Source organism: Ancylobacter moscoviensis (genome assembly GCF_007559435.1).
Classification (GTDB): domain Bacteria; phylum Pseudomonadota; class Alphaproteobacteria; order Rhizobiales; family Xanthobacteraceae; genus Ancylobacter; species Ancylobacter moscoviensis.
Genome location: NZ_VMBP01000005.1, coordinates 342,890 through 369,055 on the forward strand (window position 1 = coordinate 342,890; position 26,166 = coordinate 369,055).

18 protein-coding genes are annotated in these 26,166 nt (G+C 67.0%); 14 read left to right on the forward strand and 4 right to left on the reverse strand.

Annotated elements, in window-relative coordinates; translation table 11 throughout:
* Positions 1–6 precede the first annotated feature (6 nt).
* The 3 genes from FO470_RS16265 (at position 7) to ade (ending at position 3,592) form a co-directional block, all read left to right on the forward strand.
* Positions 7–792, forward strand: a complete 786-nt coding sequence (locus FO470_RS16265; protein WP_144344016.1) for a DeoR/GlpR family DNA-binding transcription regulator — start codon at positions 7–9, stop codon at positions 790–792.
* Between the two features lie 89 nt (positions 793–881).
* The gene (locus FO470_RS16270) at positions 882–1,841 is read left to right on the forward strand and encodes an aldo/keto reductase (protein WP_144344017.1); all 960 of its coding nucleotides are present in this window, start codon (positions 882–884) and stop codon (positions 1,839–1,841) included.
* 38 nt (positions 1,842–1,879) lie between these two features.
* The gene (ade, locus tag FO470_RS16275) at positions 1,880–3,592 is read left to right on the forward strand and encodes an adenine deaminase (protein WP_144344018.1); all 1,713 of its coding nucleotides are present in this window, start codon (positions 1,880–1,882) and stop codon (positions 3,590–3,592) included.
* 32 nt (positions 3,593–3,624) lie between these two features.
* On the opposite strand, the gene FO470_RS16280 is transcribed toward ade, so the two are convergent.
* Positions 3,625–4,296: a pyridoxamine 5'-phosphate oxidase family protein gene (locus FO470_RS16280; protein ID WP_144344019.1), complete on the reverse strand. Its 672-nt coding sequence runs from the start codon at positions 4,294–4,296 to the stop codon at positions 3,625–3,627.
* Positions 4,297–4,340: 44 nt separating this feature from the next.
* On the reverse strand, positions 4,341–5,345 hold the full coding sequence (locus FO470_RS16285; protein ID WP_144344020.1) for an MBL fold metallo-hydrolase: 1,005 nt from the start codon (positions 5,343–5,345) through the stop codon (positions 4,341–4,343).
* 128 nt (positions 5,346–5,473) lie between these two features.
* Between FO470_RS16285 and FO470_RS16290 the strand changes: the two genes are divergently transcribed.
* The 11 genes from FO470_RS16290 (at position 5,474) to FO470_RS16340 (ending at position 19,933) form a co-directional block, all read left to right on the forward strand.
* The gene (locus tag FO470_RS16290; RefSeq protein WP_144344021.1) at positions 5,474–6,370 is read left to right on the forward strand and encodes a LysR family transcriptional regulator; all 897 of its coding nucleotides are present in this window, start codon (positions 5,474–5,476) and stop codon (positions 6,368–6,370) included.
* Between the two features lie 111 nt (positions 6,371–6,481).
* On the forward strand, positions 6,482–7,204 hold the full coding sequence (locus FO470_RS16295) for a lysophospholipid acyltransferase family protein (RefSeq protein ID WP_144344022.1): 723 nt from the start codon (positions 6,482–6,484) through the stop codon (positions 7,202–7,204).
* Positions 7,201–8,472 carry an NAD(P)/FAD-dependent oxidoreductase gene (locus FO470_RS16300; RefSeq protein WP_186291995.1) on the forward strand — a complete coding sequence of 424 codons (1,272 nt, stop codon included), beginning with the start codon at positions 7,201–7,203 and terminating at the stop codon, positions 8,470–8,472. Before FO470_RS16295 ends, FO470_RS16300 begins: the two co-directional genes overlap by 4 nt.
* A 220-nt stretch (positions 8,473–8,692) precedes the next feature.
* Complete coding sequence (locus FO470_RS16305; RefSeq protein WP_144344023.1) at positions 8,693–9,604, forward strand: LysR family transcriptional regulator; 912 nt, start codon at positions 8,693–8,695, stop codon at positions 9,602–9,604.
* 129 nt (positions 9,605–9,733) lie between these two features.
* Complete coding sequence (locus FO470_RS16310) at positions 9,734–10,903, forward strand: ABC transporter substrate-binding protein (RefSeq protein ID WP_144344024.1); 1,170 nt, start codon at positions 9,734–9,736, stop codon at positions 10,901–10,903.
* A gap of 228 nt (positions 10,904–11,131) precedes the next feature.
* On the forward strand, positions 11,132–12,172 hold the full coding sequence (locus FO470_RS16315; RefSeq protein WP_144344025.1) for an ABC transporter ATP-binding protein: 1,041 nt from the start codon (positions 11,132–11,134) through the stop codon (positions 12,170–12,172).
* Positions 12,169–13,116 carry an ABC transporter permease gene (locus tag FO470_RS16320; RefSeq protein WP_144344026.1) on the forward strand — a complete coding sequence of 316 codons (948 nt, stop codon included), beginning with the start codon at positions 12,169–12,171 and terminating at the stop codon, positions 13,114–13,116. Before FO470_RS16315 ends, FO470_RS16320 begins: the two co-directional genes overlap by 4 nt.
* Positions 13,117–13,257: 141 nt before the next feature.
* Positions 13,258–14,058 (forward strand): ABC transporter permease, encoded by an 801-nt coding sequence (locus FO470_RS16325; RefSeq protein WP_144344027.1) that lies wholly within the window; start codon positions 13,258–13,260, stop codon positions 14,056–14,058.
* 10 nt (positions 14,059–14,068) lie between these two features.
* Positions 14,069–15,520 carry a gamma-aminobutyraldehyde dehydrogenase gene (locus FO470_RS16330; protein WP_144344028.1) on the forward strand — a complete coding sequence of 484 codons (1,452 nt, stop codon included), beginning with the start codon at positions 14,069–14,071 and terminating at the stop codon, positions 15,518–15,520.
* A 228-nt stretch (positions 15,521–15,748) separates the two neighbouring features.
* Positions 15,749–16,849: an efflux RND transporter periplasmic adaptor subunit gene (locus tag FO470_RS16335; protein ID WP_144344029.1), complete on the forward strand. Its 1,101-nt coding sequence runs from the start codon at positions 15,749–15,751 to the stop codon at positions 16,847–16,849.
* Positions 16,850–16,858: 9 nt separating this feature from the next.
* Positions 16,859–19,933 carry an efflux RND transporter permease subunit gene (locus tag FO470_RS16340; protein WP_144344030.1) on the forward strand — a complete coding sequence of 1,025 codons (3,075 nt, stop codon included), beginning with the start codon at positions 16,859–16,861 and terminating at the stop codon, positions 19,931–19,933.
* Positions 19,934–19,979: 46 nt separating this feature from the next.
* On the opposite strand, the gene FO470_RS16345 is transcribed toward FO470_RS16340, so the two are convergent.
* The gene (locus FO470_RS16345; protein WP_144344031.1) at positions 19,980–20,891 is read right to left on the reverse strand and encodes an NAD-dependent epimerase/dehydratase family protein; all 912 of its coding nucleotides are present in this window, start codon (positions 20,889–20,891) and stop codon (positions 19,980–19,982) included.
* Positions 20,892–20,961: 70 nt separating this feature from the next.
* Positions 20,962–25,818 (reverse strand): rhamnan synthesis F family protein, encoded by a 4,857-nt coding sequence (locus FO470_RS16350; protein WP_144344032.1) that lies wholly within the window; start codon positions 25,816–25,818, stop codon positions 20,962–20,964.
* Positions 25,819–26,166 lie beyond the last annotated feature (348 nt).

Consider the following 26,166-nt stretch of genomic DNA (forward strand, 5'->3'; position numbering starts at 1 on the left):
GGACGAATGAACGCGATCTCCTCTCGCCAGCAGGACATCCTCGTGCTGGCGCGCGCACAGGGGCGGGTGAGCGTCGAAGACCTCTCCGCGCGTTTCGACGTGTCGCCCCAGACGATCCGCAAGGACCTCAACGACCTGTGCGTGCGCCGGCTCATGTCGCGCGTGCACGGCGGCGCGGTGGTGGCCTCGGGCGTCGAGAACCTCGCCTATGAGGCCCGCCGCGCCATGGCGCAGGGCGCCAAGCGCGCCATCGCCGAGGCGGCGGCCAGCATCGTGCCCAACCGCGCCTCGCTGTTCATCAACATCGGCACCACGACCGAGGAGGTCGCCCGCGCGCTCGGCGATCACGAGGACATGCTGGTGATCACCAACAACCTCAACGTCGCCACGCTGCTCTACCGCCATCCCAAGATCGAGCTGATCATGGCGGGCGGCCCGGTGCGCCACGCCGACGGAGCGGTGATCGGCTCCTCGGCGGTGGATTTCGTGCGCCAGTTCCGCGTCGACTACGCCGTCATCGGCGCCTCGGCGATCGAGGAGGACGGCACGTTGCTGGACTTCGACTATCGCGAGGTGCAGGTCGCCCGCGCCATCATCGACAATGCCCGTCAGGTCATCCTGGTGGCCGACCGCTCCAAGCTGGAGCGCACCGCGCCCGTGCGCATCGGCGCCATGGCGGAGATCGACACCTTCGTCACCGACACGGTCTCGTCGCCCGAGCTGCGTAACGTCTGCCAGCGCGACCAGGTCGAGCTCATCGAGGTCGGCGGCCTCGACGACGACGGGTTCTGACCCTCTCCGGTTACAACATATGGGTGGTTAGCACCCGCGCCCTCCTGCCCTAAACTCCGGCCCGCCAACAAAGCCGGAAGGAGAGAAGAATGGAACTGCGCCGCCTTGGCCGCTCCGACATCCTGGTCCCGCCGCTCTGTTTCGGCGGCAACGTGTTCGGCTGGACGGCCGACGAGGCCGTCTCCTTCCGTCTGCTGGACGGGCTGGTCGAGGCGGGCTTCAACTTCATCGACACCGCCGACGTCTATTCGCGCTGGGCGCCGGGCCATGAGGGCGGCGAGTCCGAAGCCATCATCGGCAAGTGGATGAAGGAGCGCGGCAACCGTTCCAAACTCGTCATCGCCACCAAGGTCGGCTCCGACATGGGGCTGGGCAAGGTCTGCCTGAAGCCGGACTACATCCGCACCGCCGTCGAGGCCTCGCTGAAGCGCCTGCAGACCGACTATATCGACCTCTACCAATCGCACTGGGACGACCCGGAAACGCCCTTCGAGGACGTGCTCGGCGCCTATGAGGAACTGATCAAGGCCGGCAAGGTGCGCCTCATCGGCGCCTCCAACCTCTCCGCCTCGCGCCTGTTCGAGGCGCTGGCGGTGGCCACCCGCGAGAAGCTGCCGCGCTACGAGACGCTGCAGCCCGAATACAATCTGTGCGAGCGCGCCGGCTACGAGGCGGAGCTGGAGCCGATCTGCTCGGGCAACGGCCTCGGCGTCATCACCTATTTCTCGCTCGCCGCCGGCTTCCTCACCGGCAAGTACCGCAAGGCGGCGGACGCGCAGAAGAGCGTGCGCGGCCGCGCCACCGTCGACAAGTACCTCAACCCCAAGGGCCTCGGCATCCTCGCCGCGCTCGACGAGGTGGCGGCGGCGCGCGGCGCCACCCCGACGCAGGTCGCGCTCGCCTGGATCATGGCGCGCCCGAGCGTCACCGCCCCCATTGCCAGTGCCTCGAAGGTGGAGCAACTCGGCGAGCTGCTCGCCAGCGCCTCGCTCCAGCTCACCGGCGGCGACATCGCCCGGCTCGACCAGGCCAGCGCCTGGAAGGCATAGGCGGCGCGGCGGCCGCGAACCGTGAAGGAACCAGGACGATGACGAAGCTGACCCCCGCCGAGATCGGCCGCCTTGTCGATGCGGGGCGGGGCGTCGCGCCGGCCGACCTCGTGGTGAAGGACGTCCGCATGCTCGACGTCATCACCGGCGCGCTCACGCCCACCGACATCGCCATCGTCGGCGACCGCATCGTCGGCACGCATGAGAGCTACGAGGGTACGGCGGTGATCGACGGCGCCGGCCTCGTCGCCGTCCCCGGCTTCATCGACACGCATCTGCACGTCGAATCCTCGCTGGTCACGCCGCTGGAATTCGACCGCTGCGTGCTGCCGCACGGCGTGACCACCGCGATCTGCGACCCGCACGAGATCGCCAACGTACTGGGCGCGGAAGGCATCCGCTATTTCCAGCGCTGCGCCGAGCACACCGTGATGGACCTGCGGGTCCAGCTTTCCTCCTGCGTGCCGGCCACGAGGTTCGAGACCGCCGGCGCCACGCTCTCGGCCGCCGACCTCGTGTCCCTGCGCGGCCATCCCTCCGGCATCGGCCTCGCCGAGTTCATGAATTTCCCCGGCGTGCTGTTCAAGGACGCCGAGGCGCTGGCCAAGCTCGCCGCCTTCTCGGACGGGCCCATCGACGGCCACGCGCCGCTGCTCGCGGGCCGCGACCTCAACGGCTACATCGCCGCCGGCATCCGCACCGAGCACGAGGCCACTTCGCTGAACGAGGCGCGCGAGAAGCTCGCCAAGGGCATGACGGTGCTGATCCGCGAGGGCTCGGTTTCCAAGGACCTGCACGCGCTCATCCCGCTCATCTCGCCCGACACCTCCGCCTTCCTCGCCTTCTGCACCGACGACCGCAATCCGCTCGACATCGCGGAGGAGGGCCATCTCGACTTCATGATCCGCGAGGCGATCCGCCAGGGGGCGCCGGTGCACCATGTGTACCGGGTGGCGAGCTGGTCGGCGGCCAATGCCTTCGGACTGACGGATCGCGGCCTTCTCGCGCCCGGCCGGCGCGCCGACATCGTGCTGCTCGACGATCTGGAGTCCTGCTCGGTCCGCCACGTCATCAGCGCCGGCCGTCTGGTGACGCCCGAGCTGTTCGCGGCGCGCGGCTCCGTGGAGCCGGTCGGCCTCGATTCCATGAAGGCCGCGCCGGTGGAGCCCGCCGATTTCCGCATTCCCGCCGGCGCGCCCGCCACGCGGGTCATCGGCGTGGTGCCCGGCCGCATCATCACCGAGGACATGAGCCTCGACCTGCCCGTCGTCGGCGGCGAGAAGCAGGTCGATCTCGACAAGGACGCGGTGAAGGTCTGCGTCGTCGCCCGCCACGGCGCCAACAACAATATCGGCCGCGGCTTCGTGCACGGCTTCGGCATGAAGCGCGGCGCCATCGCCTCCTCCGTCGGTCATGACAGCCACAACATCTGCGTCGTCGGCGCCGACGAGGCGGACATGGCGGTGGCGGTGAACCGCCTCATCGCGCTCAAGGGCGGCTTCGTCGTCGCCGAGGGCGGCGAGGTCACGGCCGAGCTGGCGCTCCCCGTCGCCGGGCTGATGTCGGCCGGCCGCTTCGAGGAGGTGCATGACGGGCTCATCCCCCTGCGGGCGGCGGCGAAGGCGCTCGGCGTCGTGCTGCCCGAGCCCTTCCTGCAGGTCGCCTTCCTGCCGCTGCCGGTGATCCCGCATCTGAAGATCACCGATTACGGCATGTTCGACGTCGACAAATTCGCGCTGGTGGAGGGCTGAGAGGCCCCGGTCCGGTTCGCAGGTGCCGGCGATCAGGCCGGGCCGTCCGGCTCTTCGTGGCGGGTGGTTTCGCGTCCTGCCAGTTCGCGGCGCAGGCGCTCGTTCTCGGCCCGCAGCGTCGCGAGTTCCGCGCGCACCGGGGTGAGGGCGCCTTCGATCTCGGCCTGCGTGAAGCGCGGGGTGATGTGCTGCGAGCAGTTCCAGTCGAACGCCTCCACCGCGATGAGGGCGACCCGCTCGATGCGCCCGCGATAGCCCGGCACGGCCAGTCGGGCGGCAAGCTCCGGGTTGTCGGCGGCGTCGGTCATGCGCAGGCGGCCGAAGATCTTCAGGCGGTGGCGGTGGGCATAGTCCATCAGGAACAGCGAGACGCGGTCATTCGCGGTCACGTTGCCGGTGGTGATGTATTGCCGGTTGCCGCGAAAATCCGCGAAGCCCAACGTGCCGGCGTCAACTGGCGTGAGAAATCCCGCGGGCCCGCCGCGATACTGCACATAGGGCCAGCCGGTCTCGGAGACGCTGGCGAGATAGAATCCGTCGCGTGTCGCGATAAATGCCAGTTCCGTCGGCCCCAGTTGCTGGCTTTCTCCGGCCTCGGCGTCGGCGGGCGCGCGCGGACCTCCCCACGGGGCGGCGCCGCCGTAATGCTCCTGGGCGGCGGCGACGGAAGGCGTCGTGGCGATGTCCAGATATCGTCTGCCCATGGCTTTACCTTTCCGCCGATCGGACCAAGCCTCGGGCGGCCGCTTCAGTTCTGCAAGGCCCAGTCGGCCACCTGCCAGCGCATCGTTCCGCGATCATTGACCACGTGGCCGAGGCCGGGGAAGGGCATGTGCGTCGCCGCGATGAGCGCGCCTTCCGCCGCGGCGCGGGGGTAGAACGTGTCGCGCATCGCCTTGGCTGCGGCTTGGTCCTGCTCGAATAGGAAGAACACGTCGGTCGCTGCGGGGTGCACCACCGGAAAGATCATGTCGGAGACCATGATGAGGCTCTGGCCGCCATCCTCGATCCGCACGCCGATATGGCCGGGCGTGTGGCCGGCGAGGTCGACGATGGAGACGCCGCGCGCGATCTCGCGCTCGCCGTCGATCGCCTGCAGCTTCGGGTAGAGGCGCACGATCTCGTCGGCCATGCGGAAGCTGGTCTGCAGATAGTCGGGCGCGCCGTTGCGCTTGGCTGGGTCGGTCCAGTGGGTGACGTCGCGCCGGTCGATGAAGAGTTCCGCCTTCGGGTAATTGTTCTTACCGCCGAGGATCAGGCCGCCCATATGGTCCTGGTGCATATGGGTCACGATCACCGCGTCGATCTGGTCGCGCTCGACGCCCAGCGTGGCGAGCGCCTGCGGCAGCGCGCCGGTCTGCCCGATCGAGCCGGCGGGGCCGGCATCAATGAGGATGCGGCGTTCGCCATCCTCCACAAGATACTGGTTGAACAGGAAGCGCACGCCGCTCGTCCGGGCGGTGAACTGCGCGGTCGCCGCCTGCTCCACCTGTGCGGCGCTCCGCCCCGGAAAGAACGTGTAGGGCATGTCGGCATAACCGTCCGTTAGCGCCGTCACGGTGAAGCGACCGATCTTGATCTGCGCGAGCGGCGTCACGCTGACGGGGGTCCCCGGCGCCGGGCTGGCCGCGAGCGCAGGTGCGGTTGCGCCGTCCAGTAAGCTGCCACCAAGGAGGCCGCCACCAAGGAGGCTCCCTCCGACGAAACCGAGGGGCAGGCCACCGGCAAAGGCGCGGCGTGACAGTTGAGGCATGGCGCTCTCCGTTGCTGAATCTGGATCAGCGAGCCCTCTCGCCTTCCCACGGGGAGGCTAGGCCATGATGAATTCAGAGAGTATCCTGGCATTCTGGGAGGTATCCTCTCGAAAAATGGAAGGGTGACGTGGATCGTCTGGAGGCGATGTCCGTGCTGCTGGCGGTCGTCGAGGCGGGCAGCCTTTCGGCCGGGGCCCGGCGTCTCAACGCACCGTTGGCGACGGTCAGCCGGAAGGTCGGCGACCTTGAAAGGCACCTCGGCGTACGCCTGCTGCTGCGTACCAGTCGCGGCCTTGCCCTGACGGAGGAGGGGCGCGCCTTTGTCGCCGCCTCGCGCCGTATCCTTGACGCGCTGGACGCGGCGGAGCGGCAGGCCTCCGGCGATCATGGCGCCCTGCGGGGTGGCCTCCACGTGACAGCGCCCATCGCCTTCGGCGAGAGCTACCTGCTGCCGATCGCGCTGGATTTCCTCAAGGAGCATCCGGCGATTGATCTGCGCCTCTCGCTCGTGGACCGGCAGATCAGCCTGGCCGACGAGCACATCGACGTGGCCTTGCGGATCGGGCATCTGGCGGACAGCACGCTGATCGCGACGCGGGTCGGCACGGTGCGCCGGGTGATCTGCGCCAGCCCCGCCTATCTCGACCGTCGCGGCGTGCCGCTTCGGCCGGACGATCTCGCCGGTCACGACGGCATCAGTTTCCAGGGCTTCGCGACCGCGCCGGAATGGCGGTACCGGGGAGACGGCGTGGCCTTTGCCGTCGACCCGCGTCCCCGTCTGGCGGTCAATACCACGGAGGCCGCCATTCAGGCCGCCCTGGCGGGTGTCGGCCTGATCCGCCTGCTGTCCTATCAGGTCGCCGATCACCTGCGCACGGGTGACTTGCGGGAGGTGCTGACGGAACATGCACCCGCGTCACTGCCGGTGAACCTCCTCCATGCGCCATCCAATCCGCTGCCGCTGAAAGTCCGCAGCTTCCTCGACTGGACGGCGCCGCGCCTGCGCGCCCGGATGGAGCGGTGATCCGTCGGCGGCGTCGGGCGGGCGCCAAGAATCTTTGGCCGCCCTCCGGCGCGATCTGCTAGACCCTGTGCCCGAACGTCGACCCATCCGCCGAGACCCCGCGACCTAAAGATGTCCCGCCTGCGCTCGTCTGCCTTCCTGCTGCTGCTGATCCTCTGGACGCTGCTGCTGTCCGTGACCATCCCCTATTACGCGCTGCGCAACGAGCCGAGGGCGACCCGGCGCTTCTCGCGGATCTGGGCCGGCGGCGTGCTCAAAATCCTGCGCCTCGTCGGCGTCTCCTGCCGCACCATCGGCGAGGCCAACCGGCCGGACGGGCCGGCGCTCTACGTCGCCAACCACCAGTCGACCTTCGAGACCATCGCCAGCGCCGTGCTGGTGCCGGACGTCGCCATCATCCTCAAGGAAGAGCTGTACAGGATTCCGGTGTTCGGCTGGTTCCTCCGGAAATCGCCGATGATCGCCATCGACCGCGCCGGCGGCGGCACGGCGATGAAGAAGATGTTCCGCGAGGGCCGCGAGGCTGCAGCCGAGGGGCGCAGCCTGCTGATCTTCCCCGAAGGCACCCGCCAGCCGGTGGACGTGCGTGCGCCGATGCAGCGCGGCGTGGTGCTGCTCTACAAGGCGCTGGGTCTTCCCGTGGTGCCGATGGTGCACAATGCCGGCCTGTTCTGGCTGGCGCGCAGCTTCGAGATCAGGCCGGGCGAGATCACCGTTTCCTTCCTGCCGCCCATTCCCGCCGGCCTGCCGGACGCCGAGTTCATGGCCCGGCTCGATGCGGCGATCTATGACGAGCGCGACCGGCTGGTCGCCGAAGCCGGGAGGACGGCATGAGCGAAGCAGGCATCGACGAGGCGGGCATCGAGGAAGCAGGCATCGTCATCGTCGGCGCGGGGCAGGGCGGCTTCCAGGCCGCCGCGTCGCTGCGCGAGGCCGGCTATGAGGGCCGCGTCGTCCTCGTCGGCGAGGAACCGGGCCTGCCCTATCAGCGCCCGCCGCTCTCCAAGGCCTATATGAAGGGCGATGCCGGCATCGAGCAGATCGAACTGCGCCCTGCCGCCTTCTTTGCCGATCACCGCATCGAGCTGGTGAACGCCCGCGCCACGGCCATCGACCGGGCGGCGAAGCGGCTCCTGCTGGAAGGCGGCGCGCGCCTTCCCTACGCGCATCTCATCCTCGCCACCGGCGCCCGCAACCGGCCGCTCCCGGTTCCCGGCCACGATCTGGCCGGCGTGTTCTATCTGCGCACCCGCGCGGATGCCGACGCGCTGAAGGGCCGGCTCGCCGCGGCGCGCCGCGTGGTGGTCATCGGCGCCGGCTTCATCGGGCTGGAATTCGCCGCCGTCGCCCGTGCCCTCGGCCACGCGGTCACGGTGATCGAGGCCGCCGCCCGCCCGCTCGGCCGCGCCGTCTCGCCGGAGATGTCGGCCTTCTTCGCGCAGGCGCACGCGGCCATGGGCACGACGCTGCTGCTCGGCGCGGGCGTCGTCGCCCTGAAAGGCGAGGGCGGTCACGTCACCGCCGTCGAGACGAATGACGGCGCCGTGCATCCCGCCGATTTCGTGCTGGTCGGCATCGGCGTGGTGCCGAATGTCGAGCTCGCCGCCGAGGCCGGGCTGGAGGTGGCGAACGGCATCGTGGTCGACGCCCATCTCGCCACGCGGGACCCGGCGATCTCCGCCCTCGGCGACGCCGTCGCCTATCCCAGCCGCTTCGCCGGCGGCACGGTCCGGCTCGAATCCGTGCAGAACGCGGTCGATCAGGCCCGCAGCCTCGCCCATCGCCTCACCGGCAAGCTCTCGCCGTCCGGGGAGCCGGCGCCCTTCGACGCGGTGCCGTGGTTCTGGAGCGATCAGGCCGATCTGAAGCTGCAGATGGTCGGCCTCGCCGCCCCCACCGATGACGCCGTGCTGCGCGGCGATCCGGCGAGCCGGCGCTTCTCGGTGTTCCGCTTCCGGGACGGCGTGCTCACCGCCATCGAGAGCGTCAACCGCCCCGCCGACCATATGCTCGGCCGCCGCCTGCTCGCCGGCACGCCGGCCATCACCCCCGGGCAGGCCGCCGACGAGAGCTTCGAGCTGAAGAGCCTGCTGGCGCGTTGAGGGGAGCATCGGCGAGCACGCCCGCGCGCCGTCATGCCCGGACCCGGTCCGGGCATCCACGCCTTCCCGAACGATAGGAACCGGTCGCGCCACCCGCCGTCGCAGGTTGCACCGAACGCTACTGTTGCGACCCCGGCGCTACCGCTTTTGCTACTCAACGCTACCGTTTTTGCTACCCCTACGCTACCATCGGCCGAGCCGTTTCATCTCGGATAATCCGATGGCCTTCTCGCTGCGCCAGCTCCAGTATTTCGTGGCCGTCGCGGAAAACGGCTCCGTCTCCTCGGCCGCCCATACGCTCTCCATCTCGCAGTCGACCGTCACCGAGGCGCTGCGCGAGCTGGAGCTGGACCTTGGCTTCAAGCTGCTGGAGCGCCACGCCCGCGGCGCCGACCTCACCCTCAAGGGCCATCACTTCCTCCGCCATGCGCGAAAAATCCTCGGCGACGTGGCCGATGCCCGGCGCGCGCTCGCGGGCCCGGAGACGGCGGCGCTCACCGGGCGCCTGTCGGTCGGCGTGACGCCGCTGGTCGCCGGCTACATCTATTCCGACCTCATCGCCCGCTTCCGCCGCGCCTTTCCCGGCATCGCCGTGGAGGCGGTGGAGGACGCGGCCGACTATCTGGAGCACCTGCTGGTCGGCGGCGAGCTCGACGTGGCGGTGATGGTGCTGCCGCCGGGCCGGCAATCGGCCGCCTTGCAGACCGAGACGGTGGAAGTCTCGCCCTATCGCGTCTGGCTGCCGCTCGGCCACGCGGCGCTGGCGGAAGAGCGCGTGAGCCTGCGCGATCTCAGCGCCGAGCCGCACGTGCTGCTTACCGTCGACGAGATCGCGGAAGCCTCCGAGATCGTCTGGCGCCGGCTCGGCATCCGCCCGCCGGTGGCCTTCCGCACCCGCTCGGTGGAAGCCGTGCGCAGCCTCGTGGCGACGGGGGCCGGCGTCGCCGTGCTCCCCGACCTCACCTACCGCCCGTGGTCGCTGGAAGGCGACAAGATCGAAGCCCGCACGCTGGTCGACGACGTGCCGGCGGTCGAGGTGGCGACCGCCTGGCGGCGCGGCTCGCCCCTCTCCGCCGCCGCCTCCGGCTTCGTCTCCATCGCCGCCACCCGGCATGCCGGGCGCGGGCGCTGACGACGCCCAGTAAATAGTCATCGATTTTCCCGATATCTGGCTTCTGATCTTTGGTGTGGCGCGGTGCCGGACGCAACGGCACACTTTCCTCAAAGGGCCGAAAGCGCCCGCAGAACAGAGGGACAGAACATGCCGACCATTTCCCGTTATCTGCATCTGCCGGCGCTCGCCGCCAGCGTCTCGCTCGCCTTCCAGCCCGTCTTCGCCGCCGAGATGACCGCGGTCGGCAAGGGGGAGGGCGAGGTCAACATCGTCGCCTGGGCCGGCTATATCGAGCGCGGCGATACCGACAAGGCCTATGACTGGGTGACGGAATTCGAGAAGAAGACCGGCTGCAAGGTCAATGTGAAGACCGCCGGCACTTCGGACGAGATGGTCGCGCTGATGAACGAAGGCGGCTTCGACCTCGTCACCGCTTCCGGCGACGCCTCGCTGCGCCTCATCGCCGGCAAGAAGGTCGCCCCCGTCAACACCAAGCTGATCCCGAGCTGGGGCACCGTCGACGAGCGGCTGCAGAACGCGCCGTGGCACACGGTGGACGGCGTCCATTACGGCGTGCCCTACCAGTGGGGCTCCAACGTGCTGATGTACAACACCGAGGCGTTCAAGGGCGAGGCGCCCAAGAGCTGGAACGTCGTGTTCGAGGAGCAGACCCTGCCGGACGGCAAGTCCAACAAGGGTCGGGTGCAGGCCTTCGACGGCCCGATCTACATCGCCGACGCCGCGCTCTATCTGATGGCGACCAAGCCCGAACTCGGCATCAAGGACCCCTACGAGCTGACCGAGGAGCAGTACAAGGCGGCGCTCGACCTGCTGCGCCAGCAGCGCAAGATCGTCCAGCGCTACTGGCACGACGCCATGATCCAGGTCGACGACTTCACCAATGAGGGCGTCGTCGCCTCCTCCTCCTGGCCGTTCCAGGTGAACCTGCTGGTCAGCCAGAAGAAGCCGATCGCCTCGACCCTCCCGGCGGAGGGCGCCACCGGCTGGGCCGACACCACCATGCTGCATGTCGACGCCAAGAACCCGAACTGCGCCTACATGTGGATGGAGCATTCGCTCAGCCCGAAGGTGCAGGGCGATCTGGCCTCGTGGTTCGGCTCGGTTTCGTCCGTGCCCGCCGCCTGCAAGGGCAACGAGCTGCTCGGCGCGGAAGGCTGCAAGACCAACGGCATCGAGAATTTCGAGCGCATCCATTTCTGGCGCACCCCGGTCGCCAAATGCGCGACGCAGGCCGCCGGCTGCGTGCCCTATTACCGCTGGGTCTCGGACTACATTGCCGTTCTCGGCGGGCGGTAGTCGGCCTCGCCCGCACGAATGAAGCCGGGCCAGCCCTGCTCCTCTCCCCATTGGGGGGAGGTGGCCCGCCCAGGGGTCTCGCCTTTGGCGAGCCCGAGGACGGGCTTCGCGGGTTGGTGAGGGGCGACGAGCGCGCGCAGCGTTGAGTCCCCTCACCCCAACCCTCTCCCTGACAGGGAGAGGGAGCTTCTCGCTCTGCTCCCATGGACCGACCGGACGACCATCTCGATGCACGCTCCCGCTCCCCCGCCTGTCACCCCCGCCGTCCGCTTCGAGGGCGTGATGCGGCATTTCGGGGCGGTGAGGGCGGTCGACGGCGTCGATCTTTCCATCGTGCCCGGCGAGTTCTTCGCCATGCTCGGGCCGTCCGGCTCCGGCAAGACGACCTGCCTGCGCCTCATCGCCGGCTTCGAGCAGCCCGATGCCGGCCATATCGAGATCTTCGGCGAGAAGGTCGAGGGCCTGCCGCCCTATCGTCGCGCGGTGAACACCGTCTTCCAGGACTACGCGCTGTTTCCCCATCTCTCGGTGGGCGAGAATGTCGCCTATGGGCTTCGTGTGCGCGGCGTCGGTCGGGTGGAGCGCGAGAAGCTGGCCCGCGAGGCGCTCGCCATGGTCAAGCTGGCCGGCATGGAGACGCGCCGGCCGGCCCAGCTCTCCGGCGGCCAGCGCCAGCGCGTGGCGCTCGCCCGCGCCCTCGTGGTGCGGCCCAAGGTGCTCCTCCTCGACGAGCCGCTCGGCGCGCTCGACCTCAAGCTGCGCGAGGAGATGCAGAGCGAGCTGAAGGGCCTTCAGCGCGCGCTCGGCCTCTCCTTCGTCTTCGTCACCCATGATCAGGGCGAGGCGCTCTCCATGGCCGACCGGGTGGCGGTGTTCAACGAGGGGCGGATCGTGCAGGTCGGCCCGCCGGAGGAGGTCTATGAACGCCCGGCGACGCGCTTCGTCGCCGGCTTCGTCGGCTCGGCCAATGTGCTGGAGCCGGCCGAGGCGGCGGCGCTGGGCGGCGCCGCGCGCCCCTCCAGCCTGCGGCCGGAGAAGATCGTCCTGCTCGCGGCCGATGCGCCCGAGCCTACGGGCGCGGCCGTGGTCGAGGCGGGGGTCGTCGAGATGTCCTATCAGGGCGCGGTGCGCCGGGTGACGGCGCGGGCGGCGAGCGGCCTTCATCTCACCGCCGCGGTGCCGGCCAGTGCGAGCGCCGTTGCGGCGGGAGACACGATCCGGCTCGCCGTGCCGAAGGGGGCTGTGCAGCCGATGGAGGGCGAAGGATGAGCCTCGCCACCCTCGCTTTTCCCGAACCGCGCGAAGGCATCCTGCGCCGCGTCTCGGACGTGCTCGTGCGGCGGGCGCGGCTGCTGACGCTTCTGCTCCTCGTGCCGCCGCTGCTGTGGATCGGGCTCGTCTATCTCGGCAGCCTCTTCGTCTTTCTCGGCCAGTCGATCTTCTCCATCGACGAGTTTTCCGGCACCATCGTGCGCGAGCCGACGACGGCGACGCTGCTGGAGCTGTTCCGGCCCGCCAATTTCGACATCGTGCTGCGCACGGTCGGCGTGGCGGCGGCGGTGACGGCGCTGTGCACGCTCCTCGCCTTTCCCATCGCCTATTACGCCGCCCGCTATGCCGGGCCGAAGGTGAAGGCGGGCTTCTATCTCGCGGTGATGATGCCGCTGTGGTCGAGCTATCTCGTCAAGGTCTATGGCTGGAAGCTGCTGCTGGCGAAGGAGGGCGCCATCGGCTGGTTCGCCGGCAAGCTCGGCCTCGCCGGGGCGCTGGAGACATGGCTGGCGCTGCCGGTGGTCGGTGGCCCCTCGCTCTCGGTCAGCTATACCGGCATGGTGCTGACCTTCACCTATCTCTGGCTGCCCTTCATGATCCTGCCGGTGCAGGCGGCGCTGGAGAGGGTGCCGCCCAATCTCATCGAGGCGGCGGGCGATCTCGGCGCCCATCCCGGCCTCGTCTTCCGCACGGTGATCCTCCCCCTCGCCATGCCCGGCGTTGTGGCGGGGGCGATCTTCACCTTCTCGCTGACGCTGGGCGACTACATCGTGCCGCAGATTATCGGCACCTCGGCTCTGGTGCTCGGGCAGGCGGTCTACACGCTGCAGGGCACGGCCGGAAACATCCCGCTCGCCGCCGCCTTCTCGCTGGTGCCGATCCTCGTCATGGCGCTGTTCCTGACCCTCGCCAGGCGCACGGGAGCGTTCGATGCGCTGTGAGTTTCACCATGCACAGCGTCATGCCCGGGCTTGGCCCGGGCATCCACGCCTTCCTTCCGAGCCACGTGGCACTAGGTCTCAAGTCATGGATGGCCGGGCCAAGCCCGGCCATGACGGCGCTCTGACGGGCAGGGCGCGTTCATGACCCGCGCCCCTCTCTCCCTGAAGATCGCGGCGCTGGGCGGGCTCGCCTTCCTGCATGTGCCGCTCTTGTTCATCCTGCTCTACTGCTTCACCACCGAGGAGAAGAGCTACGCTTTCCCCCCGCCCGGCTTCACGCTGAAATGGTTCGGCGTGGTGTGGGAGCGGGCCGACATCTGGGCGGCGGTCGGGCTCTCGCTGAAGGTGGCGGTGATCGCGACCGCGCTCGCCCTTGTGCTCGGCACGCTGGCGGCGGGCGCGCTGGCGCGGGCAAAATTCTTCGGGCGCGAGCCGATCTCGCTCTTGTTCGTGCTGCCCATCGCGCTGCCCGGCATCGTCACCGGCATCGCGCTGCGGCAGGCCTTCGGCCTGATGGAGATCCCCTTCTCCTTCTGGACCATCGTGCTCGGCCACGCGACCTTCTGCATCGTCGTCGTCTACAACAACGCGGTCGCGCGCCTGCGCCGCCTCTCGCCCTCGCTGATCGAGGCGTCGATGGACCTCGGCGCCGATGCCTTCCAGACCTTCCGTCTGGTGATCCTGCCGAACATCGGCACGGCGCTGCTGGCGGGCGGCATGCTCGCCTTCGCGCTGAGCTTCGATGAGGTGATCGTCACCACCTTCACCGCCGGCCAGCAGTCCACCCTGCCGATCTGGATGCTGTCCGAACTCATCCGCCCGCGGCAGCGGCCCGTCACCAACGTGGTCGCCGTGCTCGTGATCCTCGTGACCTTCCTGCCCATCCTCGCCGCCTACTACCTCACCCGCGAGGGCGAGGCGGTGGCCGGCTCAGGCAAATAGGAGACGCTCCATGACCGCTCTTTCCGACACCGACATGCTCATCGGTTCCAGCTTCGTCGCGGGCACGGAGACGCCGGAGAACGTGCTGAACCCGAAGACCGAGGAGACGCTGATCGAGCTGCCGGAGGCTTCCCCGGACCAGATCGACGCGGCGGTCACGGCGGCGGGCAAGGCGTTCACCAGCTGGTCGCGCACCACGCCGGCGGAGCGTTCCTACCTGCTGCTCAAGCTCGCCGACCGCATCGAGGCCGAGGCCGAATCCTTCGCCACGCTTGAAGCGCTCAACTGCGGCAAGCCCCGCCACGCCGTGCTCAATGACGAGCTGCCGGGCGTGGTGGACTGCTTCCGCTTCTTCGCCGGGGCGGCGCGTACCCAGCACGGCATGGTCGCCGGCGAGTACCTCGCCGGCCACACCTCGATGATCCGCCGCGATCCCATCGGCGTCGTCGCCTCCATCGCGCCGTGGAACTACCCGCTGATGATGGCGGCATGGAAGCTCGCCCCGGCGCTCGCCGGCGGCAACACGGTGGTCATCAAGCCCTCCGAGCAGACGCCGCTGACCATGCTCAAGCTGGCCAAGGTCATCGCTGACATCTTCCCCGAAGGTGTGGTGAACGTCGTGGTCGGGCGCGGCGAGAGCGTCGGCAACGCGCTGATCAACCATCCGAAGGTGGCGATGGTCTCGCTCACCGGCGACATCGCCACCGGCAAGAAGGTGCTCACCGCCGCCGCGAAGACAGTCAAGCGCACCCATCTCGAACTCGGCGGCAAGGCGCCGGTCATCGTGTTCGACGATGCCGACATCGAGGCGGTGGTCGAGGGGGTGAAGGTCTTCGGCTACTACAATGCCGGGCAGGACTGCACTGCCGCCTGCCGCATCTATGCCGGCGAGAAGGTCTACGAGAAGCTGGTGGCGGACCTCGCCTCCGCCGTCTCCGGCCTGAAGTTCGGCCAGAGCGACGACAGCGCCAACGACATCGGCCCGCTCATCTCCGCCCGCCAGCGCGCCCGCGTCGCCTCCTTCGTCGAGCGGGCCTCCGAGTTGAACCACATCGAGATCGCGACCGGCGGCAAGATCGCGGGCAGCCAGGCCTCCGGCAAGGGGTTCTTCTACGAGCCCACCGTGGTGGCGGGCGCGCTGCAGAGCGACGAGATCGTGCGCCGCGAGGTGTTCGGCCCCGTGGTGTCGGTGACGCGCTTCTCCGATGTGGAGGAGGCGGTGTCCTGGGCCAATGACAGCGACTACGGCCTCGCCTCGTCGGTGTGGACGAAGGACGTGTCGAAGGGCATGGCGACGGCCGCCCGCCTGCAATATGGCTGCACCTGGGTGAACTGCCATTTCATGCTGGTCAGCGAGATGCCCCATGGCGGCCTCAAGCAGTCCGGCTACGGAAAGGACCTCTCGGCCTACGCGCTGGAGGACTACACGGTCGTGCGCCACGTGATGGTGAAGAACGGCTGAGGCCGCCTTCCCCGCAGCGTCCAGCGCGACCGGCCACCTGCGGGCGGCCGGTGGCGCGCGCATAACGCCGCGCGATGGCGTATGATGCCCGGCATGTGATGGTGTCGTGACCGCGCGAATGTGATCCGCGTTGCCGAACATGACACATAATTAAGTTGGAACTTCTTCCCGTATCTGCTGTGTCGCACACTGGGTGTTTCTGTTTCGGCGCAGCTTGATGAGGGCCCGATGCGACGTAGAACCGGCGTACTGCTGTTGGCTGCCCTGCTTCTGGGAGCAGGTGTGCTCGCGCAGGAAAAGGGCTGGTTCGACGCAACCGCGCTGTTCGGCGGCAAGGGCGAGGCCAACGCGGCCCCTGAGCCGGAGACCGCGCACCGCGTGCCGGTCGAGGTGGCGCCCGCCCGTCAGGCGACGGTGACGACCGACATTTCCTCCATCGGCTCGCTGCAGTCGGACGAGTCGGTCAAGGTGGCCTCCGAGGTCGCCGGCCGCATCCAGGAAATCCGCTTCCGCGAAGGCGAGCACGTCAAGGCGGGCGACGCGCTGGTGCAGCTCGACGCCGCGCTGGTGAAGGCCTCGCTGGATGAGAACGAGGCCCGGCTCGACCTCGCCGAGGCCAATTTCGCCCGGGCCCAGAAGCTCCAGCAATCCGGCTCCGGCACCGCCCGGGCGCTCGACGAGGCGCAGGCGGAGCTCAACACCTCCCGCGCGCTGCTGAATTCCCAGCGGGTGCAGATCGCCAAGCACACCATCACCGCGCCCTTCGACGGCGTGGTCGGCCTGCGCTCGGTCTCGAACGGCGCCTATATCGCCACCGGCACCGAGCTGGTGAACCTCGAGAAGATCGACACGCTGAAGCTCGACTTCAAGGTTCCCGAAACCCATCTCGCCAGCATCTCGCCCGGCCAGACCGTGCTCGTCACGGTCGACGCGCTGCCCCAGCGCACCTTCACCGGCACCATCTACGCCATCGACCCGATGGTCGACGTCAACGGCCGCTCGCTCAGCGTCAGGGCGCGGCTCGACAATGCCGACCTCGTCCTGCGCCCCGGCCTGTTCGCCCGCGTGGTGGTGAAGGGCCGGCAGACCCGCGACGCCGTGTTCGTGCCGGAGAGCGCTATCGTGCCGCGCGGGCAGGATCGTCTGGTCTGGCAGGTCGTGGACGGCAAGGCCCGTCAGGCGAAGGTCGAGCTCGGCCAGCGAGGCAATGGCGAGGTCGAGGTGAAGGGCGTTCCCGCCGGCGCCGTGATCGTCGTGGCGGGGCAGGGCCGGCTCCAGCCGGACGCCGCCGTGGAGGTGGTGACCCCGCCGTCGGCGCCGCAGGGCTGAGGCCGCGTCATGGGACTTTCCGAACTCTGCATCCGCCGTCCGGTCTTCGCGACGGTGCTCAGCCTCCTGCTGGTTCTGGTGGGCATCGTCTCCTACAGCCGGCTGACCGTGCGCGAGTACCCCAATATCGACGAGCCCGTGGTCTCGGTCGTCACCACTTATCCCGGCGCCTCGGCGAGCATCGTCGAGAGCCAGGTCACGCAGGTGCTGGAGGGCTCGATCGCCGGCATCGAGGGCATCGACGTGCTGGAATCCACCAGCCGCTCGGAATCGAGCCGCATCACCGTGCGCTTCCGGCTGGAGATCGACCCCGACGTCGCGGCCAGCGACGTGCGCGACCGCGTCAGCCGTGTGCGCCAGCGCCTGCCCGACGAGATCGACGAGCCGGTGATTTCCAAGGTCGAGGCCGACGCCCAGCCGGTGGTGTTCATCGTCTTCCGCTCCGACCGCATGTCGGGGCTGGAGCTGTCGGACTACATCGACCGCTACGTCGTCGACCGCTTCAAGAACATCAGCGGCGTGGCCGACGTGCAGATCTTCGGCGAGCGGCGCTACGCCATGCGCATCTGGATCGACCGCGAGCGCCTCGCCGCCTACAGCCTCACCGTCCAGGACATCGAGGACGCGCTCAACGGGCAGAACGTCGAGATTCCCTCCGGGCGCATCGAGAGCGTGGACCGCGAGTTTACTGTCCTCTCGCGCACCGGCCTGACCACGGTCGACCAGTTCAACGACATCGTGGTGAAGCGTGCCGGCGGCGGCCAGGTGCACATGAGCGACGTCGCCCGCGTCGAACTCGGTGCCGCCGACGAGCGCCGCGCGAGCCGCTTCAACGGCGGCGCGGCGATCATCGTCGGCCTGATCAAGCAGGCGGTGGCCAATCCACTCGACGTCTCGGCCGGTGCCCGCGCCGTGCTGCCGGCGGTGAACGAGAGCCTGCCGGAAGGCATGAGCGCGTCCATCGGCAACGACAACGCGGTCTTCATCGACCGCTCGATCAAGGCGGTCTTCCAGACGATCTTCGAGGCCGTCGTGCTCGTCGTGCTGGTGATCGTGGTGTTCCTGCGGTCCTTCCGCGCCTCGATCATCCCGATCGTCACCATCCCGATCTCGCTGATCACCACCTTCGCCCTCATGTACGCGCTGGGCTTCAGCGTGAACACGCTGACGCTGCTCGCCTTCGTGCTCGCCATCGGCCTCGTGGTGGACGACGCCATCGTGGTGCTGGAGAACATCTTCCGTCACATCGAGCACGGCATGAAGCCCATCCCCGCCGCCATCAAGGGCGCGCGCGAGATTGGCTTCGCCGTCGTCGCCATGACGCTGACGCTGGCGGCGGTCTATGCGCCGGTGGCCTTCGCGCCGGGCCGTACCGGACGGCTGTTCACCGAATTCGCGCTGACGCTGGCGGGCGCGGTGATCGTCTCCGGCTTCGTCGCGCTCAGCCTCACGCCGATGATGTGCTCGCGCCTGCTCAAGCACGAGGAGAAGCCGGGCCGGGTCTCGGCCTTCATCGAGCGCCGCCTGCGCGGCATGGAGGAAGGCTATCGCCGGCTGCTCGGCGCCACGCTGCGCGTGCGACCGGCGGTGATCGTGCTGGCGCTCGCCGTGGCGGCGACGAGCGTCTACTTCCTGCGCGTGCTGCCCTCCGAGCTGTCGCCGGTGGAGGATCGCGGCATGATCCGCGTCACCGGCAGCGGCCCGGAAGGCTCCACGCTCGCCTATACGGCGCGCTACACCAACCAGGTCGAGTCCATCCTCTCGAAGGAGCCGGAGGTCGCCAGCGTCCTCATCATCAACGGTTTCCCGGAAGTGCACCGCTTCTTGGTGATCGGCCGGCTGAAGGACTGGGACGAGCGCGACAAGCGCCAGCAGGAGCTCGTCACCGAGCTGACGCCGGAGCTCCGACGCATCGCCGGCGTCAACGCTTACGCCAACAACCCGCCCTCGCTTGGCGCCTCCAACAATTCGCGGCCCATCGAGTTCGTCATCCAGACCTCGGCGACCTATGAGCAGCTCGACGAATATGTCGACCGCTTCCTGGAGCGCATCCGCGACTATCCCGGCCTCGTCAGCATCGACAGCGACCTCAAGCTGAACAAGCCGGAGATCTCGGTGACGGTCGACCGCGCAAAGGCGGCCGATCTCGGCATCGACGTCGCCGTGCTCGGGCGCACGCTGGAGAGCCTGCTCGGCGGCCGGCAGGTGACGCGCTTCGAGGTAGCCGGCGAGCAGTACGACGTCTATGTCCAGCTCGACGCCCGCGACCGCTCCTCGCCGGCGACGCTGGACACCATCTATCTGCGTTCTGCGAGCGGGGAGATGGTGCAGCTTTCCAACCTCGTCTCGGTGCGCGAGAGCGTGGCGCCGCAGGAGCTGAAGCGCTTCAATCAGCTACGCTCTGCTACCATCTCCGCCAACCTCGCCCCCGGCTTCTCGCAGGGGCAGGCGCTCGCCTTCCTCGACCAGACCGCGCGCGAGGTGCTGCCGCAGACCGTGCAGACCGACGTTTCCGGCCAGAGCCGCGAGTTCCGCGCCGCCGGCCAGAGCCTCGCCGTCATCTTCGTGCTGGCACTGGGCTTCATCTATCTGGTGCTGGCGGCACAGTTCGAGAGCTTCCGCGATCCGGTGATCATCATGCTCACCGTGCCGCTGTCGATGACCGGCGCGCTCGCCGCGCTCTATTTCGCCGGCGGCTCGCTGAACGTCTATTCGCAGATCGGCCTCGTCACGCTGGTGGGCCTCATCACCAAGCACGGCATTCTGATCGTCGAGTTCGCCAACCAGCAGCAGGAGGCCGGCCTCGACCGCCGCGCCGCGGTGATCGAGGCGGCGGTGCTGCGCCTGCGCCCGATCCTGATGACCACCGGCGCCATGGTGCTGGGGGCCGTGCCGCTGGCGCTGGCGAGCGGCGCCGGTGCCGAGAGCCGCGCGCAGATCGGCTGGGTCATCGTCGGCGGCATGAGTCTGGGCACACTGCTGACGCTTTTCGTGGTGCCGGTGGTTTACTCGCTGATCGGCCGCATCCACCACACCGCCCACGCCGAAATCGCTCCCGGCCTCGTGCATACGCCGGCGGAGTGAGAGGCGGGTGCGCGGAGAAGCCTTATGTGGAAGGGCCGGGACGGGGCTACTGGCGGCACATCCAGTCATAGGTTGCCGCGATGCCTTCCGGCAGTGGCACCCGGCTTTCCCATCCGAAGTCAGCACGCGCGCGCGATACATCAAGGATCGACCGGGCCACGTCGATGGCCCGGCCGGGCTTGTAGACCGGTTCGATCGGCGCTCCCGTCACGTCGGAAAGGATATCGATGATTTCCCGGATGGACGTTCCCTGTCCGCTGCCGGCGTTATAGGCGCCAACCTTGTCGCTTGCGACGGCGAGGGCGCAGAGTTCCGCCAGGTCGCTCACATGGAGATAGTCTCGCACGACGCTTCCGTCGCCCCAGACCTCCAGCGGCTGACCCTCCCGAATGCGTGAGAGATAGGTCGAGATCACGCCCTGCACCCCGGTATGGGCCTGGCGTGGACCGTACGGATTTGACGCGCGGATCGCGATGGTCGAGAGCCCCCGCGTCCGGCGATACATGTCGAGGTAATGCTCGATGGCCGTCTTCACGATGCCATAGGAATTGATGGGCCGAAGGGGGTGGCTCTCCGGAATCGGAACGATGTCGGGCGGGCCATAGACCGTTCCCCCCGAGGACAGGAACAGAATACGCGCGATCCCCAAGCCAACCATCGCATCCAGCAGGCCCAGCGTCCCGACGAGATTGTCCTGCACGTCGATTGTCGGGTTGAGGTCGGCAGTGCCGGGAAAAGTCGTGCTCACGAGATGCATGACGGCGTCGACGCCTGCCAGCGCATCGATGACCGCCATGTGATCGCCAAAGCTGCCGAGGATGTATTCGACTTCAGGCAGAGACGTGCGGAGGCGCTCCATCTGGCGGTCGAAGACTCTCACCGAGTGGCCCTGTGCCAGCAGGTGGTCCACGATGTGTGAGCCAATGAAGCCGCATCCGCCGATCACGAGCACTTTCATTTCACATCTCTTCTTTCGCGCCGGCGCAGTTCGCCGACGATATCGTGACACGCCGGCAGGTTTCGACGACCTAGCGCGACACGCCACGTATATTGGTCACGACGGTACGCCAACCCTCGAGCGGGGGGACCACGCCGAACAGCCGCTCCAGTGCATGCAGCAGTGTTCCATCCTCGGGAATGGGCTCGTTCGGGTAGTCCGGCCAATCGAAGCCGAGGTCGACAAACGGCTTTAGCGCCGCCGTCCGCATCCAGAACATGGTGCCGACCGGGAAGTTGATCGAGCGGGCGAGACTTGGGTGCCCCATGCGGGCTGCCAGCCGCTCGGCAATCGCCATGTTACGCGTCCAGCCGATGACGTGCGGATCATCCGGATAGATGACGCCAATTCGTTCGTCACTTTCGGCCTTGTTCAGGATGAGATCGAGCATCCGGCCGCCGACCGGGCCGCCAAGAACATTCTCGAACAGGAACTCGCTCCAGACGCGCACCATGTCCAAATCGGTCACGTGCTGGCTTTTCTTGATGTGAACATGGCCGACCATGTCGTAGGTCGCGATGAGACGAGGCCCGAACTGGGTCAGTAGGGGACCGATGTCGCGGCCAGCATTCGGCACCTCTTCCAGCGCCGCGACACGGCCGCTGTACCGCGCCAGTATGCGCTCTATCTCGTCGGCAGAAGACCGAGATCCTGTGCTGACGAAGAGGTCCGGCCGGGCGTCGTTGACCTCCAGTCTCTCGATGATTTCCTGCAGCTGACCGGTGAAATAGGCGTGAATGTGCAAGGCACTCCGCAGAGCGGTCGCGGGAAGGCCCTTCGTCGCGTCGAGCCCTCCTTCGAGCACAGGCGTGAGCCAGGGGCCGGCCGGCCGGCCTTTCCGCAGGAAATCCGCGTAGGCTTCGCGGGTATGGTCGTAGCCGCTGTCCTGGGATGTTGCGTAGATGAAGGGATTGAAACCCGGCTCCGGTTTGCGGGGGCCGGGTATCCATTGGAGCCGTGCGAAATAGTCGTGCACCAGTTGCGTGGGGGACGGCATCGGCTCCAGAGGAGGGTGGAAGAAGTCGCCCCGGAATTTTCCGGCGGACAGGATTTCGTCGACATCGGCGGCGAAGTTGACCTTGCGAGCCTTGGCGTTAAGGCCGAGCGTTTCGATCTGGCAAACATAGTGCTCGAAGTCGAAGGTCGTTTGTCCCACCCTCTTCGCCTCGGACGAAACCCGCGCATAGGCATCTTCCGATGCCGCCAATTGCAGGATTTTCCGCGCCGCATCGCCTGTATCGAGGTAGCCCGCGACGCAGTCCGTCTTGAGGTTCGCGGCGGAGAGGATGTCAGCAATGCCCGTGGTGTTCTCGAAGCAGATCACCGGCAGGCCGACACAGAGAGCATCGACGGCGACATTGGGAAGCGGGTCGAGACGGCTGGAAACTAGCAGCACATCGGACAGCTCGTAGGCTAGCTCGATCTCCGATGTCGCCGGCAGCATGGTGACGTGATTCTCGAGTCCGGCCCGCTTGAGCTGATCACGAAGAAAGACCGAGTAGCCGAAATCGTGCTCCGGATCGTATCCTCCCCCGATCCATACGAAATGGACCTTTTCTCCGCCGTCGGCATGCCGGACTTGCGCCGCCACTTCCAGGAAAAGGTCGACGCCCTTGCGGATCTCCACCGTTCCGGCTCCGAGCACGGTAAACCGGCGCTTCTTCTCCCCTCCGGAACGGAACACGTCGAGCAATTGCCGTCTGGCTGCCTCGCGGGATTCGCGGCTGCGCTTTTGGTAGGGAACCTCGCACTTGCCCTGAGGCAGAATGTGCTCGCGGGGGGTGAAATCCCGAACGTAGTCGAGCGCACTTTCCAAGGTGAGCCGGGTAGAGAAGACCGTTTCGCTTGCCCACCGCATGGCCTCGGGAAAAGCTGCCTTCTTGCCGATATAGGCTGCGAACTCATGCAGGAGTGCAAGGGAGGGAACCCCCAGCTCATGCAGGACGGGCAGGACAGCGTGAGATTGTATCGAGTTTACGACGGCAAATTCGTAGCGGTGTTCGCCGCAGATACGCTGGAGCAGGGCTTCGTAGCTCGACGCGTTCATGCTGAGAAGGTTCGCGTCGAATACTTTCTGGGAAATGGCGCAGAAGTCGTCGATCAGTTCCCCACCCAGAAGGCTCACCGTCGTGACATTGTAGCGGGACGCGAGCGCCTGGGCGATGTTGAGGGCGAGGATCGGAGCGCCCGACCGGCTGGCCTCGTGGCTGACGACAAGCATGTTGGGTTTATGGGGATCGTGAGGGACGGCACCACTATATTCCCGCGTGTGCCCGGCGACGGCTGCGCTGACGAAAGCGAGGTCGGCTTGACCCGGCAGAGAGGGCGGCCGCTTCGGGTCACGCTTCTGCGCGCGCCGCTCATACTTGGCCGCTGCCTTTGCGGACCAGGATGAGCTGAGGCGCGCCATCGACCGGTAAAGCTTGAACTTGAACTTATTGCGAACCTGTTTCCAAGGGCGGTTCCTGGCACGGATCAGTTCACGTTCGAGCTCCGCGATATGGACCGCGGCGAGGTCCGACATCGCGGCAACGTTCCGCGGCGTGGGGACGATCGCTGGATGCGCTGCATCGGCGGCCGGCTTCGGCAGGACAGGCCAGCCGCTGCGGATGATCGCAAGGCTCTCCTCGGCAATGGCGGGATCATAGCCTTTGGCGGCAAGTATTTCCTGCCAACCCTGCGCCTCGGGAAGCTGAAGGACGGCGGCTTTGACGAATGGAAAGCCGGCCTCGACCAGCTCTCGCCAGTCGGTGAGCGTGTTGTTCTTGGCATCGGTCGTCGGAAACAGGGCTTCCCCGACTATTCCTTCGGCTTCGAGCGCATCGAGGACCTGCAGCTCGTAGGCCATGATGACCTGGTGCTTGTCATTCAGGGCGCGGACTTTCCCGAGAAAGTCTGCGAGAACTCGGACAGCATCGTTCTTGGCGACGAGGAAATAGCTTTGGAAGTGATGCTTGAGTTCGTGACTGTCGGTTAGAGCGACCAGCTGGGCGGTCGAGGAGCGCGCCCGATCCATGATCGTCCGCAACGCACCCGCGCTGAAAGGTCCGATCAGACTGTCATTGGCCAAGCAGAGAAGATTAATGCCCGATAGATCGAGGTAGCGAAGCGCATGTGACCAGGCGGCAAAATCATAGCCATCGTTCTCGCGCAGAAGGAACCCGTCGGCATGTTCGATCAATCCCGTCGTATCCACCTTGTCGGAGGGCGCGGCCGCGACGATCACGACGGTCGATAGACCAGCTTGCTTCAGGGCCTCAAGGTAGAGCGGGACATGCGGCTTGATCTTCCCCTTCGGGGCATGGGTTACGAACAGCACCAGTTCGGATGCGGGCACCGGTGCCTTGAGCACGGTGATTTGGGCATCCGCGACATCGCGGGACTGGTCGGTCGCGTGCCGGCGCCGGCTTTCCGCGTGCCCGTACTTGAGATAGTGCAGCAGAGGATCCAAGCCGGAACCGTCGATGTCGGGATAGGTCTTGCGATACCACGCCGGATCGAAGTCTGCCGACGGCCTGAACCCAATTTCCGAGCCGATCCGGACATAGTGCAGCAGCGGGTTCAGTCCGCTCTCCACGACTGCCGGATAAGTCGCCACATACCAGTTCGTCGAGAAATGCGGGTTGGGATCCCGCCCCTCATGAGCACCGAATTCGAAATAGTGCCGCAGCGGGCCGCCGTCATAGTGACCTATATCCGGATTGTTGGCCTGGTACCATTCCGCATCGAAAAGTCCGGACGAAAGTACTTCGATCTCTTCGGGGCGGGGGGCGGACAGGGTTAGAGCGTTACGCTTCCGGGACTTGTTGCCAATGCGCAGGCGGAACATGCTTCGACGGTTCTCCAAGGCCGAGATCCGGTTCCGGAGCTCGGCAATCTCGGTCTCATTACGGGATAGTTGACGTTTCGAGAAGGCGAGTTCGCGTTCGTGCGCCTGCTGGTTGCGGCTCGCCTTGGCCCGTTGCTCTTCCAGGGTCGCCCGGTTGTTCGCGCAACTCGCCTGAAGGAGTGCAAGTTGATCGCGCAGCGCGTTCAGCTCAGCTTCCGCCTTCTCGATATGGGCGGAGTGCTCGCTATACTGAACGACGTCCTGCCCTCGTGCCCGCAGGCCCAGCGTGACCTCGCTCTGGTGTGTCTCGATGCCCTTCAGCGCCTCGACATTGCCGGCCTGCAGTGCGGTGAAGCGGTTCTGCAGATCGTTCATCTCTCCTTGCAGTTGAGCAAGCAGCGAACGCATTCCGGCTTCGGCGGACGCCTTGTTGTCCGAGATCCTCATCCGCGCCAGCACGAGATGCGCCTGGGCATCGAGTTCGGCGGGTTCGGGCGGCACTGATCTGCGTTCGAAGAGGATGGCCCAGGGACAGAGGAAGGAGCCGTCGTAGTCCGCGCGCGGTCCGAACCCCTGCTCCGCGAACATCTGCATCCAGTAGCGCGGTGGCTGGACGTTGATGTGGGTTTCTTCGGTGAAATCCGTCGGGCTGGACGAGAACAGGATTCGAGAGGAGGCGCGGCACATGCTCTCGACAGCGCGCCGCGCCTCGTCGGCGGGCATGTGCTCCAGCACCTCGATGCAGGTCACCAGGTCATAGCTGCCCTCGATCGGTTTGGCGATGGACCCGCATTCGCAGAACGGGCGAAGGCCGACGGGAATCTGTTCGATGGCATAGCTCGAAAAGTCGCGCCCGAAAGCCTCGATGCCCCGGCTCCGCAGGGCTTCCACGAGGAAACCGATAGCGCAGCCCGCGTCGAAGACCGTCCTGGGGCTAAGGGTCTCGTCGATCCGCCGGGCTACCTCGCCGAAGAACCTGAACCAGTGAGGCTCGTCACGGTGATAGGGCAGGCCGCAATGCGAGAGGAAATACTCTTCCCCATAACCCTGTTCAGCCACGAGACAAGTGCTCCGCCACAGCTACGTACAGTCGCGTCATCATAAGGGCGTCGGGCATTGTCGTGTAGGTTGGTTCAGGCGATCGTGCATGAAATGGAATTGTTACAATAGAAATTTCCATTGAAGGCACAAAACTGGAAATAGCTTATATAGTCCAAAGAATGATCGGAATATGATAATGTGACGGGTTGAATTTTCGGAATGAAATTCCGCCTCATGCGGATAAAATATTAATATAATACTTATTTGCTATTTTCCCTGCTCGGGGCGCTGTCCGATTTTCGGCAGGTGTTCCCGTTTGATTTTCATCTCATTCAACCCGGTTTCCGATGTCGGGTGTGTGACACA

Excerpts from the sequence above, each read along its gene's own strand:
- FO470_RS16265 (WP_144344016.1), top strand. The coding sequence starts at position 7 with ATGAACGCGATCTCCTCTCGCCAGCAGGACATCCTCGTGCTGGCGCGC.
- FO470_RS16270 (WP_144344017.1), top strand. The coding sequence starts at position 882 with ATGGAACTGCGCCGCCTTGGCCGCTCCGACATCCTGGTCCCGCCGCTC.
- ade (WP_144344018.1), top strand. The coding sequence starts at position 1,880 with ATGACGAAGCTGACCCCCGCCGAGATCGGCCGCCTTGTCGATGCGGGG.
- FO470_RS16280 (WP_144344019.1), bottom strand. The coding sequence starts at position 4,296 with ATGGGCAGACGATATCTGGACATCGCCACGACGCCTTCCGTCGCCGCC.
- FO470_RS16285 (WP_144344020.1), bottom strand. The coding sequence starts at position 5,345 with ATGCCTCAACTGTCACGCCGCGCCTTTGCCGGTGGCCTGCCCCTCGGT.
- FO470_RS16295 (WP_144344022.1), top strand. The coding sequence starts at position 6,482 with ATGTCCCGCCTGCGCTCGTCTGCCTTCCTGCTGCTGCTGATCCTCTGG.
- FO470_RS16300 (WP_186291995.1), top strand. The coding sequence starts at position 7,201 with ATGAGCGAAGCAGGCATCGACGAGGCGGGCATCGAGGAAGCAGGCATC.
- FO470_RS16305 (WP_144344023.1), top strand. The coding sequence starts at position 8,693 with ATGGCCTTCTCGCTGCGCCAGCTCCAGTATTTCGTGGCCGTCGCGGAA.
- FO470_RS16310 (WP_144344024.1), top strand. The coding sequence starts at position 9,734 with ATGCCGACCATTTCCCGTTATCTGCATCTGCCGGCGCTCGCCGCCAGC.
- FO470_RS16315 (WP_144344025.1), top strand. The coding sequence starts at position 11,132 with ATGCACGCTCCCGCTCCCCCGCCTGTCACCCCCGCCGTCCGCTTCGAG.
- FO470_RS16320 (WP_144344026.1), top strand. The coding sequence starts at position 12,169 with ATGAGCCTCGCCACCCTCGCTTTTCCCGAACCGCGCGAAGGCATCCTG.
- FO470_RS16325 (WP_144344027.1), top strand. The coding sequence starts at position 13,258 with ATGACCCGCGCCCCTCTCTCCCTGAAGATCGCGGCGCTGGGCGGGCTC.
- FO470_RS16330 (WP_144344028.1), top strand. The coding sequence starts at position 14,069 with ATGACCGCTCTTTCCGACACCGACATGCTCATCGGTTCCAGCTTCGTC.
- FO470_RS16335 (WP_144344029.1), top strand. The coding sequence starts at position 15,749 with ATGCGACGTAGAACCGGCGTACTGCTGTTGGCTGCCCTGCTTCTGGGA.
- FO470_RS16340 (WP_144344030.1), top strand. The coding sequence starts at position 16,859 with ATGGGACTTTCCGAACTCTGCATCCGCCGTCCGGTCTTCGCGACGGTG.
- FO470_RS16345 (WP_144344031.1), bottom strand. The coding sequence starts at position 20,891 with ATGAAAGTGCTCGTGATCGGCGGATGCGGCTTCATTGGCTCACACATC.